Genomic DNA, 16,861 nt, shown 5'->3' on the forward strand with positions numbered 1-16,861 from the left:
CCGCAGGGGGCGTCGCCGCCCATCACCAGATGTCCCGGCTCGGCGGCCATCCCGCGGCTGCCGCGGAGGAGCCTCCGCCCCAGCACAATGCCGCCCCCGATGCCGGTGCCGAGGGTCAGCACCACAAAGGAGTCGTACCCCCGGGCCGCACCGAAGCGCCCCTCGCCGACGGCGTAGCAGTTGGCGTCGTTCTCCAGGGTCAGCGGCGCATCAATGTGCCTGCGGAGCTCCGCAGCGAGCGGCGCCCCCTCCCATCCCGGGAAGTTGGGCATCCGCAAGGCCACCTCGCGCTGGATATCGAGAAAGGCCGGAACGCCGACGCAGAGCGGCACCCCTTCCGCACCGGCGGTCACCTGCCGGGCGAGCCGGGCGATCTGCGCCAGCACGGCCTGCATCCCTCTGTCCGATGCCGTCGCCTCCCGGGCGTGTTCGACAATACGGCCATCCTCCACCATGGCGACGCGGAGGTTGTGTCCGCCCAGATCCACCCCTAGGGATCTCATCTCCATCCACCTCCCGCGGGCTGATCCCGCCGTGCTACAGCTGCCTCCACCGCTCCGGCAGCGTCGGATCCGCCAGCAGCGGACGCCCCACGCCGACCAGCCGGCAGGAACCGTCGCGGAGCAGCCGCTCGGCCGTCCCAGCGGAACGGATGCCGCCCGCGCAGACCGTGGGGGCCATGCCCACATGCTGGGTGATCTCGCGGGCGAAGGGCTCGAAGTAGGCGTCGCCCTCGCCGTCGTAGCCGCACATATTTCCCGAGAGATCGAGGATGTCCGCACCCATGGCCACCAGCTCCCCGGCCAGCCAGGCCGTCTCCTCGATCCGGAGCCCCCGGGGCTCCGCACAGGGGAGATGGTCGGCCATGCCCAGCCGTACCGAGAGGGGCGCGTCGCCGATGAGGTCCCGGACCACGTCGACGATGTCCCGCAGCAGCCGGGAACGCCCCCTGATATCGCCGCCGTATCTGTCGGACCGGTGGTTGGTCAGGGGACTGAGGAACTGCCCCAGCAGAAAGCCGTGGGCGCCGTGGACCTCCACACCGTCGTAGCCGGCGTGCATCGCCCGCAGAGCAGCGGAGGCAAAGGACTGGACGATCTCCGACAGATCGCTTTCGTTCAGCTCGCGGGGGACCGCCTCCCCCTCCAGACCGGGATGGGGCACGGGAGAGGGCGCCGCCGGCAGCGGCTCTTCATTCCACAGCGCAGGATCCATCACCAGGCTCCCGCCGTGGTTGAGCTGCACCAGCGCCGGCACCCCGGCGCTCCGGAAGCACTCCGTCAGGCGACGGTGCCCCTCGATCACGGCATCGTCGTGGAGCATCAGCTGCGTCTTCCGCACCCTGCCCGCGGCGTGTACGGCGTGGTGCTCCACCACCACCAGGCCCACACCGCTCCGGGCGAAGCCCTCGTAGATCTCCAGGGTCTTCTCGCCGGGCGTGCCGTCGGGCTGGGCGGTGCCGGAGAAGAGCGGCACCGAGACAAGGCGGTTGGCCATTCGCATATCGCGTACTCCAATGGGCTGCCACAACTGCATCACAGGCTCTCCTTTCTACACGTTGAACCGGATCTCGATGATATCCCCGTCCACAACGGGATACCCCTTGCCCTCCAGGCGCAGGACACCGGCCTCCCGGCATTTCGCCGTGGACGCCCCGTGGGCGATGAACTCGTCGTAGTGCACCACCTGGGCCCGGATGAAGCCCCGGGCCAGGTCGGAGTGGATCGCCCCGGCCGCGTCCACCGCCGTATCGCCCCTGCGGAGCGTCCAGGCCTTCACCTCGTCCTTCCCGGTAGTGAAAAAGGAGATCAGCCCCAGCAGATCGTAGGCCTCGGCGATGAGGCGCTCCCGGCCCGGATCGGCGATCCCCAGCTCCTCCATGAACTCACGCTGCTCCTCCGATTCCAGCTCGGCCATCTCCATCTCCGTCCGGCCGTAGACGGAAACCAGCCGGAAACCGCTCTTTTCGGCCCGTTTTTTCAGTTCTCCGTAGCCGGGGATGTCCGCTTCGGTCAGCTGGCTCTCATCGAGGTTGCAGACCACCAATTGCGGCTTCTGGGTCAGAAAGGTGAATCCCCGCAGCGCCTTACCCTCCTCCGGCGAGAGCTCCAGGTCCCGCAGGGGAAGCTCCTGCTCCAGATGTTCCCGGCAGCGCTGCAGCAGCTCCTCCTCGAAGCGCTCGCCGGCCTCTTTCTTCTTCTTGGCCTGCAGCCGGTCCAGGCGGTTCTCGATCACCTCCAGGTCCCGGAAGATCAGCTCCATGTCGACGATCTCCAGATCCCGCACCGGGTCGACACTCTCCTCGGGATGGGGCACCTCGGGGTTGTCGAAGGCCCGCAGGACATGCACCAGCGCGTCCGCCTCGGCCACGAAGGAGAGGAAGGCATTGCCCAGTCCCTCGCCTTTGCCGGCCCCCCGGGAGAGCCCGGCGAGGTCGACAAACTCCATGGACGCCGGTGTGGCCTTCTTCGGCCTGTAGAGCTCCACCAGCTTGTCGTGACGCGGATCCGGCACCGACACCAGCGCCTTGTTGGGGTCCGTCTTCCCCCCCGCATAGGACTTTACCTCCGCACCCGCCTTGGTGATCACATTGAAGACCGTGGTCTTCCCCGCCAGGGGCAGGCCGATAATGCCGCAGTTCAGCATGGTCTCTCTCCATCCTTTTGTCGCAGTGTGTGCGCTCCGTCCAGAAATCGGAGCCCCTTGCAATAGGTAAGCATAGCATACCTGCCGGCGGGGTCGTAGCGGCCCAATCGCTGAATTGTCTGAAGCTTGCGAAATTGTACCCGCATGATTGACAACTACGGACAATTTGCTATGATACGCGCGGCGTCGGCGAATGCCACGTGATGAACGTGATCGCGACGGTTTACTTTCACAAGGAGGAGGTATACCCATGAACGAACACCATATCCGCAAACAGGTTTCGCAGGCGATGTCTTTCTTCGGAAGCACCGCTGTTGCCCTCACGGCGGCTACGTACGGCGCAGCCATGCTGCTTCTGTAGGAGGCAGCAACCGACACAACCAAAACCACGTGCATACCCACGTGTGCCTGACAGTGTACAACCCACAACCCACCTCTCAACTCGGGGAGACGCCCACTGGGCGTCTCCCCTTCGCATATCCCGCATGGACGCCGCAGCGAGGGTCGCACAGTCACGAAAAGCCGTCTTCCCGGGAATCCCGGAGAACTGAAATCCCTCCATTTTCCCTGCATCCATCTTCCTGATATACTAAGCTCACAATAGCAGTAACCAGGAATGGTGTCTCCGCCAATCCGGCCCGGAAACGAAGGGGGGCCTGTGCAGGAATGTCGGAAATAGGAGCAAATGACCATGACAGGCCATTTGTCTGGTGATATAAATAACGAGTAGTCTGCCATAGACCACCTGGTTGCATTCTGCGGCTTGATGGTTGAAAAGGAGGGATACATCATGTCCAAAACACTGCTGGAACAGATGAAAGGCTACATCTCGGGAAAGCTCTTCGAACGCGTAACCACCCTCATTGACGAGGGGGATGAAACCAAACTGGCGCAACTCTTCGACAACATCGCAAGCATCGCCCCTGCGCAATACCACAAGGAGGCCTTCGGCTACCTGGCGCAGCTGGCGCGGGAGGGAAGCCCCTTCATGGGGGTCTTCCGCAGGATGTTCCGCAATCTCCACCCGAACTGCAGGAAGAAGCTCATCCAGAACTTCCTGGTCAACTTCGTGGTCCTCAGCCGGGGGATTCGGGAACGCAAGGAGGCGCAGCTTGACACCCATCTGCCCAACTTCTTCGTGGTCTCGCCGACCATGAAGTGCAACCTCCACTGCAAGGGATGCTACGCCAGCGGCTACGACACAAGCGAAGACCTGACCTTCGAAGAGCTCGACAAGCTCTTCTCGGAGGCCAAGGAGCTGGGGATGTACTTCTTCACCCTCTCCGGCGGCGAGCCCTTCTACCGCAGGGACATCCTCGACCTCTTCGCCAAGCACGACGACTGCTACTTCCAGGTCTACACCAACGGCACCCTCATCGACGACAGCGTGGCCGACAGGCTGGCCGAACTGGGCAACGTGGCCCCCATGATCTCCGTAGAGGGCGACAAGGAGGAGACCGACTACCGGCGGGGCGAGGGCGTCTACGAAACGGTGCGGGCCACCTTCCGGCGACTCAGGGAGAAGGGCGTGCTCTTCGGCTTCAGCGCCACCTACACCAGCCACAGCGCCGACCACATCGCCCGGGACGAGTTCATCGAGGAGATGATCGAGGCGGGCTGCTCGGCGGGATGGTTCTTCCAGTACATCCCCACGGGATCCAAACCGGAGCTCGAATACATGGCCACACCGGAACAGCGCGTCTACCTCCATAAAAAGGTGGAACAGTGGCGTCTCGACTATCCCATCTTCCTGGGTGATTTCTGGAACGACGGGAAGTACGTGGACGGCTGCATGGCCGGCGGGGAACGCTACATGCACATCATCTCCAACGGCGACGTGGAGCCCTGCGTCTTCTGCCACTTCGCGGTGGACAACATCAGGGACAAACCGCTGGCCGAGGTGGTCCAGAGCCCCTTCTTCAAGGCCATACGGGACGCCCAGCCCTACGACGACGACAACCTGCTCCGGCCCTGCATCATCATCGACCACCCCTGGGTGCTGCGGGATCTCGTCCAGAAACACGGAGCACGCCCGACCCACGACGGCTCCAGCGCCATGCTGGAGGAGCTGGCTCCGGGCCTCGACCAATACGCCCAGGAGCTCAAGGAGATCTACGACCCGCTGTGGGAGGAGCACGAACGGGCCCACTACGAACGGCTCATCCTCTCCAGGGAGGACAAACCGCGCTCCCACCAGCGCTTCCAGAAACACCGGCCCGTCCAGACCTCCTGAGGGGTTGCCTCCAGCGTCGCTTTCCCCTATCATGCTGGGGCGCTTGAACCCAGTCTGTACAAAGGGAGCGGATGTACGTGACAAATCGGCACCTCTGGTGCCTGCTTGTGCTACCGATCATACCGCTGCTTCTGACCACGGCCGCACCGGCCCCGTCGGAGGCAGCGGATCATTTTGGAAATCATCCCGGGATCCGCTACATGCGGAGCCTGGGTGAACACAAGTACGGCGCAGCGGCACGCAACGCCATCAGCAGCTTTCTCGCCACCAGACACAACGGACTGAATGCGACCACACGGCAGCGCTACGCACGCTGGACCACCGAAGCGGCCGACGAGTTCGGCGTGGATCCCCTGCTGGTGACCGCCATCATGGTTCGGGAATCCAACGGCCGCGCCGACGCCACCAACCGGGGCTCCTACGGCCTCATGCAGATCAACTGGCGGGCCCACCGCCGGACCATCCCCCTGGCCTTCCCCGAGGTCACCTCCATCAGGGCGCTCATGGCCCCCCACACCAACATCCGGGTCGGCACCTACCTCTTCGCCAACAACCTGCGGCGCGCCTCCTTCGACGTCGACAGGGCCCTGGTCTACTACAAGGGCGGCAGGAGTGACGCCTACAACCGCAGCATCCGCCGCTTCTACGAAGCGATGCTGCAGCAGTACAGACGCCACCGCCGACAGTCACCGTAGCCCCTGTTGCGTAGAATATTCCCAATATGCAGCTGAAGTAAGACTCCAGCCTCCTTGCACGGGAGCGCTGGAGTCTTTAGTATGTGTGTGCCCAACTGTATCCTGCATTGGATACGACTTTGTGAAAGAAGTGAAGAATATGTCCCGACAGAGCACCGAGGACCACGCCTACCGCACCCTGATGGGGATGCTCCTCAACCACGAGCTGCCCCCCGGGGACCGGGTGGTGGAGAGCGAGATCGCCGGCGAGCTGGGCCTCAGCCGGACACCCGTCCGGAACGCCCTGGGCAGACTGATCGCCCAGGGTCTGCTGGAAAAGCGGGGGAGCAAGGGCTGCTACGTACCCAGGCTCACCCCCATGGACATGAAGGAGGTCTTCGAGTCGCGGATCACCTTGGAATCCCAGGCGGCCCGCTCGGCGGCCCAGCGCTCGGTGGGCAAGGACCTCCGCTATCTGCGGATCCTCACCGAGCGGGAGAAGGAGCTCTACCGCGCCGGCGACCGCCACGGCTACACCGAGGTCAACAAGGACCTCCATCTCTTTGTGGCCTCCCTGGCCCACAACTCCTACCTGGAACGCTTCGTCCGCCAGACCTTCTGGCGCTCGGAGCTCTACATCTTCTTCTTCGACCGCTTCTACCAGCACCCGACGGAGGAACAGACAACCCTGCGCAACCCCGAGGAGTCCGTCAGCTGCCGGGAACACGACGCCCTGGTGACGGCGCTGGAGTCCAAGGACGCCGACCGGGCCGCCGAGCTGATGGAAGCCCATATCCAGAGCACCTACGAGCTCATCACCCGTCGCTTTCCGCCGCAGCCGCTCTATCCGGGGCTGCAGCGGAACGGCGTCGAGGGGCACAGCAGGGAAAGGGGGGATAGCAGGGGATAGTCGAGCGGTGGAGTGGGCGAGCATTCTGTCGTCAGCGCACCATGGGATGCAGCGATGTGCGGGAATGCATCCGATCGTATTGGAGACAAAGGGAGGTTCACACTCATGGAACACTACGGTTTTCTGTCTGTCCTGCCGCCGCTGGTGGCGGTGGTTCTGGCCATCAAGTACAGAAACGTCCTCATGGCCCTCTTTACGGGGACCTTCATCGGCACCCTCACCCTGGCGAACGGCAACCCCATCGTCGGCCTCACCTCGATGATCAAGGACTACATCTTCGAGCAGGCCGCAGGGGGCTACAACTCCAGTCTGCTGGTGATGATGGTCTTCATCGGCGGCTTCGTCGGCGTGGTTACCCACTCCGGCGGCGCGGCGGCCTTCGCCAGGAAGGCGGCCAACTGGTTCAACACCCGGGCCAAGGCGCAGATCGCCGTCTGGCTGGGCGGGATCGCCATCTTCTTCTCCGACTCCGGCAACCCGCTCATCCTGGGCCCCACCTTCCAGCCGATCACCGACAAGCTGCGGCTCAGCCGGGAGAAGCTGGCCTGGCTGCTGGACTCCACGGCCTCGCCGGTCTGTATCCTCATCCCCTTCATCGGGTGGGGGATCTACATCATGGGCCTCATCAAGCAGGAGTTCGGCAATCTGAACATGACGGAGGCCCCCCTGACGGCCTTCATGAAGGTCATCCCCTTCCAGTTCTACGCCATCAGCACACTGCTGATGATCCCGCTGGTGGCCTATCTGGGCTTCGAGTTCAGCGCCATGTACAAGGCCGAGAAGCGGACCATCGAGAAGGGCCAGCCCTTCTGGCCTGAAGCCCGTCCCGCCAGACCCTCGGTGGACATCAGCGCCAGGGAGAACGGCGTGGAGCCCCGGGCCTCCATGATGGTGATCCCCCTGATCGTCCTCTTCGTCTGTATCTTCGGCCTGCTGATCCCCGAAGGCTTCCCCTTCAAGAAGGTCTCGGGCTCCACGCTGCGGATGGCGCTCTGTATCGGCTACTTCCTCGGCGCCCTGGCCTGCATGTTCCTGATGGTGCGCTACAAGGTGCACACCGCCCAGGAGGCCTTCACCATGTACATGAACGGCACCAAGGAGATCGTCTTCATCCTGATGATCCTGGTGCTGGCCTGGTCGCTGGGCTCGGTCTGCAAATCCCTGGGCACCGCCAGCTACATCGTCAGCATCACCCAGGGAACGCTGCCGGGATGGATGGTGCCGGCGCTGGTCTTCGCCGCCGGGGCGGGTATCAGCTTCTCCACCGGCTCCTCCTGGGGGACCTTCGCCATCCTCATGCCGCTGGCCATCCCCATGGCGAGCGCCCTGGGCGCACCACTCTACGCCTCCATCGGCGCGGTGCTCAGCGGAGGGCTCTTCGGCGACCACTGCTCGCCCATCTCCGACACCACGGTGCTCTCCTCCATGGGGGCCGCCTGTGACCACATCGACCACGTGAAGACCCAGCTCCCCTACGCGCTCACCGTGGGCCTCGCCAGCATCATCGCCTACATCATCGTGGGCTTTACGGGCACCTCCGCCATCCTCGGCGTGGCCCTGCTGCTGACGGTGCTGCTGGTGACCATCTTCGGCAAGCTCTGGGGCTCCAGGATGCCCAACTACTCGGCCGACGAGATCGAACACATGGAAGCCCAGGGCGTGGAGGCCTACAAGGCGAACAACTAACCAGAGAGATCCCGCGGCCGCCGGCGCATCGCGTCCAATCCGGCGGCCGCGGCAGAGGAAGGTGTGTCAATCCGTGAAGCACGTACTCGTACTGGGAGCGGGCCGCGTCGCCCGCCCCTGCGTTCAATATCTCCTGCGACACCAGCACATCACCGTCACCGTGGTCGATCAGGCCCGGGACCGGATCGACCGCGTCCTGGGCGGACACCCCCGGGGGAAGGCCCTCCGGGACGACGCCGTGGCCCAGGCCGGCGCGCTCATCGAAGCGAACACCCCGGACGTGGTGGTCAACCTTCTGCCCAAGCAGTTCATGGCGTCTGTCGCCAGGGAGGGGATCAACCACAGAACGCCGGTGATCAACCCCTCCTACATCGGCGACGAGCTGCGGGCGCTGGACCGACCGGCCCGGGAGGCTGGGGTGCTGCTGCTCTGCGAACTCGGCGTGGACCCCGGCATCGACCACATGTCGGCCGTCAGGACCATCCGCTCCATCCACGACCAGGGCGGTCAGGTGGAGTCCTTCTGGTCGGGCTGCGGGGCGCTTCCGGCACCGGGGAGCAACACCAACCCTCTGGGGTACAAGCTCTCCTGGTCGCCCGAGGCCGTGGTGGGCACCGGCAAGCGGGAGGCCCGCTTCTACCGCAACGGCGAGACGGTGGTCTACCCCGACGGCGAGACCTTCCGTCACAGCTCCTTCACCGAAATCGGGGATCTGGGCTGCTTCGAGGAGTACGCCAACGCCGACGCCACCCCCTACCGGGAGCTCTACGACATCCCCGAGGCCGGCGACATCTACCGCTGCACCCTGCGCTACCCCGGATGGAGCGAGCTGGTGACGGCCCTCAACCGGCTGGGCTACTTCGACACGGAACCGCTGGACAGCCCCCCCGCCACGGCGGCCGGGTGGACCCTCCGTCTGGCGGGCCGGGAGGGAACACCCCGGCAGGCCGCGGCGGCCGCTCTCGGTCTGCCGGAATACGCCGCGCTCTTCCACAGGATGGAGTGGCTGGGGCTCTTTGCAGACAGAGCGCTGGAGGGGGAGCCCCGCTCCCCCCGGGATGTGCTCTCCCTGCTGTTCAACCAGCGCCTCCTCTACGGCGAGGGCGAACGGGACATGGTGGTAATGGAACACCGCTACCTGGCGCGCTTCCCCGGCGGCGGACGGAAGCGCTACACCTCCACGCTCGTGGACTACGGCGATCCCCTCGGGGAGACCTCCATCGCCAAAACCACGGGGCTCCCGCCGGCCATCGCCGCCACGCTGCTGCTGGAAGGGCGCTTCGACGCCGTGGGCGTCAGGGCCCCGGTCTTTCCGGAGCTCTCCGAGCCGTCGCTGGAGCTGCTGGAAAACGAGGGCATCCGCTTTGCGGAGACCGTGGAGGACATGCCCGCCAGATAACGCTGCGGGGCAGAGAGGCAACAGCACACAGGACAACCGGAGGGGACGGCGTGCGCCGTCCCCTCCGGTGCAGGTGCTCCCCTGTGGGCTACTGCTGCTGTGTGGTCTGGTCGGCCACGGCCCTGGAGGCCCTGGCCACCTCCTCGGGGTCGCCGAGGTAGTAGTGGCGGATGGGCTCCAGGCTGTCGTCCAGCTCGTAGACCAGCGGGACGCCGGTGGGGATGTTGAGCTTGGCGATCTCGTCGTCGTCCACCCTGTCCAGGTACTTCACCAGCGCCCGGAGGCTGTTGCCGTGGGCGGCGATGAGCACCTTCTCCCCCCGCTCGATGGTGGGGGCGATCTCCTGCTCCCAGTAGGGGACAAAGCGTTCCACCGTATCCCTGAGGCACTCCGTGTGGGGCGCCTCGCCTTCGGCCAGGTCGCCGTAGCGGGGGTCCAGACCGGGGAAGCGCTCGTCGTCCTCGGCCAGCCCGGGGGGACGCACATCGTAGCTCCGCCGCCAGGCGTGGACCTGCTCCTTGCCGTGCTTCTCGGCCATCTCGTGCTTGAAGAGCCCCTGCAGCGCCCCGTAGTGACGCTCGTTGAGCCGCCAGTTCCGTTCCACGGGGATCCACATCAGATCCAGCTCGTCCAGAACGATCCAGAGCGTCCGGATCGCCCGCTTGAGCACCGAGGTGTAGGCCACCGTAAAGCCGTACCCCCCCTCGCGGAGGAGCCTCCCCGCCTGCCGGGCCTCCTCGACACCCTTCTCGGAGAGGTCCACGTCGGTCCAGCCGGTAAAGCGGTTCTCCTTGTTCCAGACACTCTCGCCGTGCCGCAACAGTACCAGTGTATGCATCGGATCACTCCCTGACCGCAGATTTCATCTTCCTGCGGATAGTGTACACCACACCGCCCGGGAGGCGGAACCGGGGGAGAGCGTTGCCGCCGGCACCGGCGGGGAATCATAAAACAGGAGGCCGCCGAGGCGGCCTCCTGTAGCGTTACCGTTCAGACTGGAATGTGTTAGGGACGGGTGATCTCAAATAAAAACTGAAACTGGTAACACTGCATTCCGCCACGAACCATTGAAACATACATAATTTTTTTCCACTTCTTGTGAAGATCTGTCAGTCTATCCAAACACATAACAAACTCGGTTCTTTCAAACTCCCTTCTTGTCCGCCTTACAGGACATACTTTTTCATCCTCCTCTAACGATTTCCATTCCCCGTTTTCAAGAACTCGGTAGTCTCCTCCGCCTCGACTAACGTTCTGCGAGACATAGCCCTCTTCATACACTCGCCACCACTGCTCAGGCAATCCTACGGTAGCCAATAGCAATGTTGTCGCATTTACGGGGATATCCGGCATCCTGTCACCGGCGTGGAGTGTCGCCAGCTCCGTCCATCCGGAGTCTGTGGGATCCTCCTCGTTACCAGGATCGGTGATGTGGTCGGAGCGGTAGTAGACCTCCACCGCCACATCGTCGGTGCCTGCCGTCTCGCTCCCCTCGGGGATCATGAAGGTGTAGTCCTTGGATCTGGACTGGTCTTCGCTGGTCAGATTGATCTCCACATCGTAGGAGACGGCGGTGCCGGCGGTCCGCCAGGTGGTGACCACAGCCTGATTCTGTGCATTGACTCCCGGTCTGCCTGGAAGTTCCCAGTATCCGTACCAGTCACCATCCTCCTGGACCTCACAGTCCCGGGACAATGTCATGTCGTCGAGGCCGGAGACAATCAACCGTTTCGATCCCTTACCTCGGGAATCGAGGCCCTCCGCTTCCAGATCATAGCTGATGCCCTCGTCGGGGCTGATCAGGTTCCACTGTTCCGTTACCAGGAGATTTTCGACCGCCCAGTTGTTGTCCGGATTTTCGTTGTCACCGATTTTGTCGGTACGTCCGGTACGGTTGAAAACCCATTCGAACTGTGCGTTGTCTCCGAAGTTCTTCCGCACCGTCGCATACCTGAACACATAATTGGCGAAGCTGGTGTTCAGGATGAACTCCTCTCTCAGGGGATCGCTGTTGTCGCCCTTTCCAGTCCGTACTGATGTCTCCACAGGCTCGCCATAGGTGCTCAAAAAATTTACTCCACTGGCATAGGTCCATCCCCTGGCGGCCCAGCCGTCATCGAGGTCGCCGCTCACCTGATAGTCCAGATGGAGATCCTCGCTGTTGGGCAGCGACATCCAGACGTCGTTGGAGCAGTCGTCCTCGACGATATTGATCCAGCCGCCGTTCTGCTTGTAGGACCACTCCACATCCGGGCTGGCCTCCACATCGGTGAGGTCGATCGTCCGCTCCCATGTATAGGTTTTGTCGTCCTCAAGCGTAATCCGGAATTCCATCTTCTTCCCGAGGAAGTCGGGACGCTCGTTGAACCGGTACCGATAATACCTTGCATAGGTTGCATTGTAGTCGTTGGAGATCTCCTTGTCCTCCCAGCCGAAGGCCTCGCAGGTCACCAGAAGCGGCTGGCCCTCGTCTCCCGGAAAGGTTCCGTCCTCGGCGGGATAGAGATCAAACCAGAGATGCCCCGTGCTGTTTTCGCCATCTCCCCACATACCGAGGCAGTCGTGCTCGTACCGGTCCTCCACGGTCAAGCGGAGCTCCGGCTCATCCGACGGTGTCGGCGTGGGCGTCGGAGCTGTAGTTGGTGTCGGGGCCGGCGTGGCCGTCGGACCCGGTGTGGGGGTGGGGCCTACCGTAGGTGTAGGTGTCGGGGCGGCCGTCGGCTGGGGTGTGGGCGTCGGAGCTGTAGTTGGTGTCGGGGCCGGCGTGGCCGTCGGACCCGGTGTGGGGGTGGGGCCTACCGTAGGTGTAGGTGTCGGGGCGGCCGTCGGCTGGGGTGTGGGCGTGGGCGAACCGGTGGGGGCGTGGAAGGTGTTGACGGTGATCCGGATGCGGCCCTCCTCGTCGTTCAGGTCGTACCGGCCGTTGTCGGCGATGCCGTTCCAGTGGAGGCTGATGACCTCGCTTCGGCCTTCGCCGACCTCGGAGCTGATAAAGCCCAGGTGCCGTCGCTCCGCTTGGCGAAGAGGTAGTAGACAGCGGCACTGTGGCTCCGCACCCGGAAGGTGGCGTTGGCAGTGAAGGCCGCGGCGTGGAACGGTGCGCCCGACCGGACCATCCTGCCGTCAACAATCCGGAGTTCCTCTCTCCCGGCCGTGTTCTCGGGAACGAGATCAAGGGTTCCCCCGCCGCCGGGGACGGGTTGTGCCGAGGGCTCCACCTCCTGGGCGGTACTCTGGGAGGTCTCTTCGTCCTCCTCCGCCAGCTCGGGCTCCACATTCTCCACCTGCCCACCCGCCACGGTGGTCTCATCCAGGTCGGCCGAGGGCGCCTCGCCGCCGTTGTCGCCGCCGCCTCCGCAGCCGCCCGCAAGAAATACGGAAAAGGCCAGAAGCGCGACAAAAAGCCAGACTGTCGATGCTGTGCTCTTTCTCCGTCCAAATCGATACATATCTGCGTTCCTCCTTACAGTTCATCATCCCTGTGGTGCATCCTGCTCTGCTGTCCATCCCGTTTTCGCGTGTCTCGGCTTACCACTCCGACGGGCATCACCTGCCTTCGGTAGATCGCGCCGTACGAAACAATCGGTCCCTTCCGCAACAGAGGAGACCAGACAGCCGTAACGGCGGCACTATTGGAACTATCATATATCGTACCACAGGAACCGGTTATTGGAAGGAAAGATTTTGAGCTTTATTGTATACAACGCTAGACAATTCGAGCCTCCATATCGATTTAACTGTCAGTGCAACAACTGTATGTTTTACCCAGATGGAACAGAAAACACCGGCAGGGAACCCAGGCCATCCCTACTGGAGAACCACGCATTCCCCGCACTTTTTTCATCACATTCACAATCGGGCAGTGACAGCGCGGAGGCTCTTCGTTATTATAGAGGCTGGCCGCCGCTGGTGGCCGGAGGCTCTAACCGTTACGCCCGAATCCTACAAGGAGGCGATACTATGGCAGAAGGAAGCGCACGTATTCGCGAGCTGCTCGGGGAGGAAGCGGACTACCTGCTGGACCACCGGTGTTCCACCGTACCGACGGATCAGCTGCACCTGCCCGGTCCGGACTTCGTCGACAGGGTGGTGGCCGACAGCGACCGGCCGGTGCCCGTGATGCGGGCGATGCAGGATCTCTACGGACACGGCAGGCTGGCCGACACGGGGTACCTCTCGATCCTCCCGGTGGACCAGGGGATCGAGCACTCCGCCGGGGCGAGCTTTGCGCCGAACCCCATGTACTTCGACCCCGAGAACATCGTGCGGCTCGCCATGGAGGCCGGCTGCAACGGCGTGGCCAGCACCCTGGGGGTGCTCTCCTCGGTGGCGCGGAAGTACGCCCACAGGATCCCCTTTATCCTCAAGCTCAACCACAACGAACTGCTCTCCTACCCCAACTCCTACGACCAGATCCTCTTCGGCTCCGTCGAACAGGCCCACCGCCTCGGCGCCGTCGCCGTGGGGGCCACCATCTACTTCGGCAGCGAGGAGTCGCAGCGGCAGATCCAGGAGATCTCCGAGGCCTTCGAATACGCCCACGAAATGGGGATGGCCACGGTGCTCTGGTGCTATCTGCGCAACAACGCCTTCAAGCACGAGGGGACGGACTACCATCTGGCCGCCGACCTGACGGGACAGGCCAACCATCTGGGGGTCACCATCAAGGCGGACATCATCAAGCAGAAGCTCCCGGAGACCAACGGCGGCTTCAAGGCCCTCAAGTTCGGCAAGACCAAAGAGGAGGTCTACAGCCAGCTGACCTCGGAGCATCCCATCGATCTGCTCCGCTACCAGGTGGCCAACTGCTACATGGGCCGGGCCGGGCTGATCAGCTCCGGCGGCGCCTCGGGCAAGAACGACCTGGCTGCGGCGGTCCGCACGGCGGTCATCAACAAGCGCGGCGGCGGCATGGGGCTGATCCTGGGCCGGAAGTCCTTCCAGAAGCCCTTCAAGGAGGGCGTGGGGATCATCCAGGCCGTCCAGGATGTCTATCTGGACGACAGCATCACACCCGCCTAGCCCGTTCGCCCCAAAGGAAGGTACAATACAGCCTGGAGGCATCCAGCCTCCAGGCTTTTTCTTTGGGTTTCCCCTATGAGAGAGAAAGAGCGGATCACATCTGCAGGAGGAGGAACTGCATGCAATTCCTTTCGGTTCTGTTCGGTATCGCGCTGGGCGCTGCGCTGGGATCCTTTCTCAACGTGGTGGCCGGCCGCTCCATCAGCGGCGAGGCCTGGTGGGGAAAGGAGCGCTCCCGCTGCGACCACTGCCGCCGGGAGCTCACGGCGCGGGAGCTTGTGCCGGTGGTCTCCTATCTGATCCAGAAGGGGCGGTGTCCCTCCTGCGGGCACGCCATCCCCATCTCCTATCTGGTGGTGGAGAGCCTGGGGGCACTGCTTGGGGGACTGCTCTTCTGGTCCTACAGCCCGGCCGAACCGCTGCCGCTGCTGGTCGCCGCCGTCTGCGCCTTCAGTCTCTACCTCAACGCGCTGACGGACCTGAAAAGCGGCTATATCTTCGACCTCTTCGCCTTCCTGCCGGGGGTGGCCGGACTGCTGCTGCGGATCCCGGGGGGGTTCACCGCGCTGGGCGACGGGTTGCTGGGCGCCGCACTGGGGTACGGTCTGATCGCGTCGATCATCGGGATCAGCAATGGTGTGCTGGGCAAACCGGGCATGGGCTGGGGCGACGCCCACCTGATGGCGGGCTGCGGCGCGCTGCTGGGGTGGAAGATGACCGCCGTGGCGCTCTACCTGGGGCTCATGGGCGGCGGGCTGATCGTGCTGGCTCTGCTGCTGTTCCGGGTGGTCCGCCGGGGCGACGCCCTCCCGCTTGGGCCATTCCTCGCGCTGGGGGGCATGGCGTCGCTCTTTGTCGGGCCGGCGCTCCTGATGCGCTACTTCGGGGCCGCTCCCGGCTGGCCCTGGTAGCGGTAGACCTCATCGGTGGAAACGAGGCAACAGCTGTTGCCCCCAGCGTCCTTGGCCCGGTACATGGCCTTGTCGGCCTTGCGGAAGAGCTCCTCCACGGTGCGGGCGTCGTCGGGGAACCGGGCGACGCCGATGCTCGCCGACATGGAGACCTCCCGGCCGCGGAGCGAGAACCGCCGGTCGAAGAGGCCAAGGATCATTTCGGCAGGCCGCCGGAGGTCTGCGAGATCGTCGGCTGCGGTGAGCAGCACGGCGAACTCGTCGCCCCCCAGCCGGTAGAACCGCCGGCGGGTTCTGCTGATCCGCAGGAAACCCCGTGCGCTTTCGGTCAGCAGCCTGTCCCCGGCGGCGTGGCCCATGGTGTCGTTGATCTCCTTGAAGTTGTCGAAGTCGATCACCATCAGCGCCGCGGGGAAGCCCTCCGACGCAGCGCAGCGCACCATCCGCTCCGCCTGCTCGTTGAAGGAGGTCCGGTTGGGGAGTCCGGTCAGGCCATCGTAGTAGGCCATGCGGTGGAGCTTCTCCCGGGTTTTGCGCAGCTCGCTGATGTCCCGCAGGACAAGCACATAGCCGCCGTCGCCCTCGCCTGCCGAAATGCCTTTGAGTGTGCCCTCTACGGGGAAACGCCGGCCGTCCCGGGAACGGAGCTCCAGGGACGACCCCGCATCGAGAAAACGCTGCAGGGCCTCCTCGGGGGGCTCGCCCTTTCCCGGCCTCAGTCGTTCGTCGCCTGCAAGGAGGGTGATCACATCGAGGAGGGAGTATCCCCGCACCTCGGACTGGGAGAATCCCAGGAGGGACTCCCCCGCAGGGTTCAGCGCCACGAGACGGCCCTGGCTGTCCAGGGTGAAGACCCCCTCGTCCAGGGCATCCAGCGTGGAGGCCATCAGCCCCTGCTGCCGCCGGAGATCCTGCTGGGCCTGCCACAGGCCGTAGCCCACCTCGATGGTGGTCCGCACGCTCTGGACGAAGGAGGCCTTGCTGTAGTCATCCTTCAGGACGTAGCCGTAGGGGGCGGTCTCGGTGGCCTTCCGCAGGGTCTCCCCGCCGGCGTGGGCCGACAGGTAGATCACGGGGATCCCCATGGCGGAGACCGCTCCCGCCGCTTCGATCCCGTCGATGTCGCCGTCGAGAACGATGTCCATCAGGACGAGATCGGGACGGAGCCGTTCCGCGAGCTCGACGGCCTCCCTACCGGATGCCGCCGTTCCCGCAACAGCATACCCCAGCTCCCGCAGCACATCGCCGAGGAACCGGGTAAAGAATCGGCTGTCGTCGACGACAAGAATCTCCAACGTCTCGTGTTTGTTCATTCGGCCTCCGCACCTTTTTCTGCACACCTGTGAGAATATTACAAGAATAGCAAAAGATCGGCCGTTG

Annotated in this window: 14 protein-coding genes; 7 read left to right on the plus strand and 7 right to left on the minus strand. The window is 64.0% G+C overall.

The window, feature by feature from the left end:
- The 3 genes from K9L28_03630 to ychF form a co-directional block, all read right to left on the minus strand.
- A partial coding sequence (locus tag K9L28_03630; GenBank protein ID MCF7935413.1) for an ROK family protein occupies nt 1-503 on the minus strand: 503 nt, incomplete at its 3' end.
- A gap of 34 nt (nt 504-537) precedes the next feature.
- The gene (locus K9L28_03635; GenBank protein MCF7935414.1) at nt 538-1,536 is read right to left on the minus strand and encodes an NADH:flavin oxidoreductase; all 999 of its coding nucleotides are present in this window, start codon (nt 1,534-1,536) and stop codon (nt 538-540) included.
- 15 nt (nt 1,537-1,551) lie between these two features.
- The gene (ychF, locus tag K9L28_03640) at nt 1,552-2,646 is read right to left on the minus strand and encodes a redox-regulated ATPase YchF (GenBank protein ID MCF7935415.1); all 1,095 of its coding nucleotides are present in this window, start codon (nt 2,644-2,646) and stop codon (nt 1,552-1,554) included.
- 790 nt (nt 2,647-3,436) lie between these two features.
- Between ychF and K9L28_03645 the strand changes: the two genes are divergently transcribed.
- From K9L28_03645 to K9L28_03665, 5 genes are all read left to right on the plus strand, one after another.
- Nucleotides 3,437-4,879, plus strand: a complete 1,443-nt coding sequence (locus tag K9L28_03645; protein ID MCF7935416.1) for a radical SAM protein — start codon at nt 3,437-3,439, stop codon at nt 4,877-4,879.
- A gap of 77 nt (nt 4,880-4,956) precedes the next feature.
- A complete protein-coding gene (locus K9L28_03650) occupies nt 4,957-5,574 on the plus strand; it encodes a transglycosylase SLT domain-containing protein (protein ID MCF7935417.1) in 618 nt (205 codons plus the stop codon).
- 139 nt (nt 5,575-5,713) lie between these two features.
- Nucleotides 5,714-6,463, plus strand: a complete 750-nt coding sequence (locus K9L28_03655) for a GntR family transcriptional regulator (GenBank protein ID MCF7935418.1) — start codon at nt 5,714-5,716, stop codon at nt 6,461-6,463.
- Between the two features lie 105 nt (nt 6,464-6,568).
- Nucleotides 6,569-8,149, plus strand: coding sequence for a sodium:proton exchanger (locus K9L28_03660; GenBank protein MCF7935419.1), 1,581 nt, complete (start codon nt 6,569-6,571; stop codon nt 8,147-8,149).
- Between the two features lie 73 nt (nt 8,150-8,222).
- Nucleotides 8,223-9,548 (plus strand): saccharopine dehydrogenase NADP-binding domain-containing protein, encoded by a 1,326-nt coding sequence (locus tag K9L28_03665; protein MCF7935420.1) that lies wholly within the window; start codon nt 8,223-8,225, stop codon nt 9,546-9,548.
- 88 nt (nt 9,549-9,636) lie between these two features.
- Here K9L28_03665 and gpmA read toward each other — a convergent pair whose 3' ends face one another.
- The 3 genes from gpmA to K9L28_03680 all read right to left on the minus strand — a co-directional run bounded on the left by gpmA (nt 9,637) and on the right by K9L28_03680 (nt 12,997).
- Entirely contained in the window at nt 9,637-10,386 is a 750-nt protein-coding gene (gpmA, locus tag K9L28_03670) for a 2,3-diphosphoglycerate-dependent phosphoglycerate mutase (protein MCF7935421.1), read from the minus strand.
- Between the two features lie 167 nt (nt 10,387-10,553).
- The gene (locus K9L28_03675) at nt 10,554-12,131 is read right to left on the minus strand and encodes a hypothetical protein (protein ID MCF7935422.1); all 1,578 of its coding nucleotides are present in this window, start codon (nt 12,129-12,131) and stop codon (nt 10,554-10,556) included.
- A 323-nt stretch (nt 12,132-12,454) separates the two neighbouring features.
- Nucleotides 12,455-12,997, minus strand: coding sequence for a hypothetical protein (locus K9L28_03680; protein ID MCF7935423.1), 543 nt, complete (start codon nt 12,995-12,997; stop codon nt 12,455-12,457).
- Nucleotides 12,998-13,508: 511 nt separating this feature from the next.
- On the opposite strand from K9L28_03680, the gene K9L28_03685 reads away from it, so the two are divergent.
- Together K9L28_03685 and K9L28_03690 are read left to right on the plus strand one after the other, a co-directional pair.
- Nucleotides 13,509-14,570, plus strand: a complete 1,062-nt coding sequence (locus tag K9L28_03685; protein MCF7935424.1) for a class I fructose-bisphosphate aldolase — start codon at nt 13,509-13,511, stop codon at nt 14,568-14,570.
- A gap of 119 nt (nt 14,571-14,689) precedes the next feature.
- Nucleotides 14,690-15,481, plus strand: coding sequence for an A24 family peptidase (locus K9L28_03690; protein MCF7935425.1), 792 nt, complete (start codon nt 14,690-14,692; stop codon nt 15,479-15,481).
- Here K9L28_03690 and K9L28_03695 read toward each other — a convergent pair.
- Nucleotides 15,448-16,794, minus strand: a complete 1,347-nt coding sequence (locus K9L28_03695; protein ID MCF7935426.1) for a diguanylate cyclase — start codon at nt 16,792-16,794, stop codon at nt 15,448-15,450. The two genes, K9L28_03690 and K9L28_03695, sit on opposite strands and share 34 nt — an antisense overlap.
- Between the last annotated feature and the right edge of the window lie 67 nt (nt 16,795-16,861).

This window comes from Synergistales bacterium (assembly GCA_021736445.1).
Lineage (GTDB): Bacteria > Synergistota > Synergistia > Synergistales > Aminiphilaceae > JAIPGA01.

Excerpts from the sequence above, each read along its gene's own strand:
- K9L28_03680 (MCF7935423.1), bottom strand. The coding sequence starts at position 12,997 with ATGTATCGATTTGGACGGAGAAAGAGCACAGCATCGACAGTCTGGCTT.
- K9L28_03660 (MCF7935419.1), top strand. The coding sequence starts at position 6,569 with ATGGAACACTACGGTTTTCTGTCTGTCCTGCCGCCGCTGGTGGCGGTG.
- K9L28_03645 (MCF7935416.1), top strand. The coding sequence starts at position 3,437 with ATGTCCAAAACACTGCTGGAACAGATGAAAGGCTACATCTCGGGAAAG.
- K9L28_03685 (MCF7935424.1), top strand. The coding sequence starts at position 13,509 with ATGGCAGAAGGAAGCGCACGTATTCGCGAGCTGCTCGGGGAGGAAGCG.
- gpmA (MCF7935421.1), bottom strand. The coding sequence starts at position 10,386 with ATGCATACACTGGTACTGTTGCGGCACGGCGAGAGTGTCTGGAACAAG.
- K9L28_03690 (MCF7935425.1), top strand. The coding sequence starts at position 14,690 with ATGCAATTCCTTTCGGTTCTGTTCGGTATCGCGCTGGGCGCTGCGCTG.
- K9L28_03695 (MCF7935426.1), bottom strand. The coding sequence starts at position 16,794 with ATGAACAAACACGAGACGTTGGAGATTCTTGTCGTCGACGACAGCCGA.
- K9L28_03655 (MCF7935418.1), top strand. The coding sequence starts at position 5,714 with ATGTCCCGACAGAGCACCGAGGACCACGCCTACCGCACCCTGATGGGG.
- ychF (MCF7935415.1), bottom strand. The coding sequence starts at position 2,646 with ATGCTGAACTGCGGCATTATCGGCCTGCCCCTGGCGGGGAAGACCACG.
- K9L28_03635 (MCF7935414.1), bottom strand. The coding sequence starts at position 1,536 with ATGCAGTTGTGGCAGCCCATTGGAGTACGCGATATGCGAATGGCCAAC.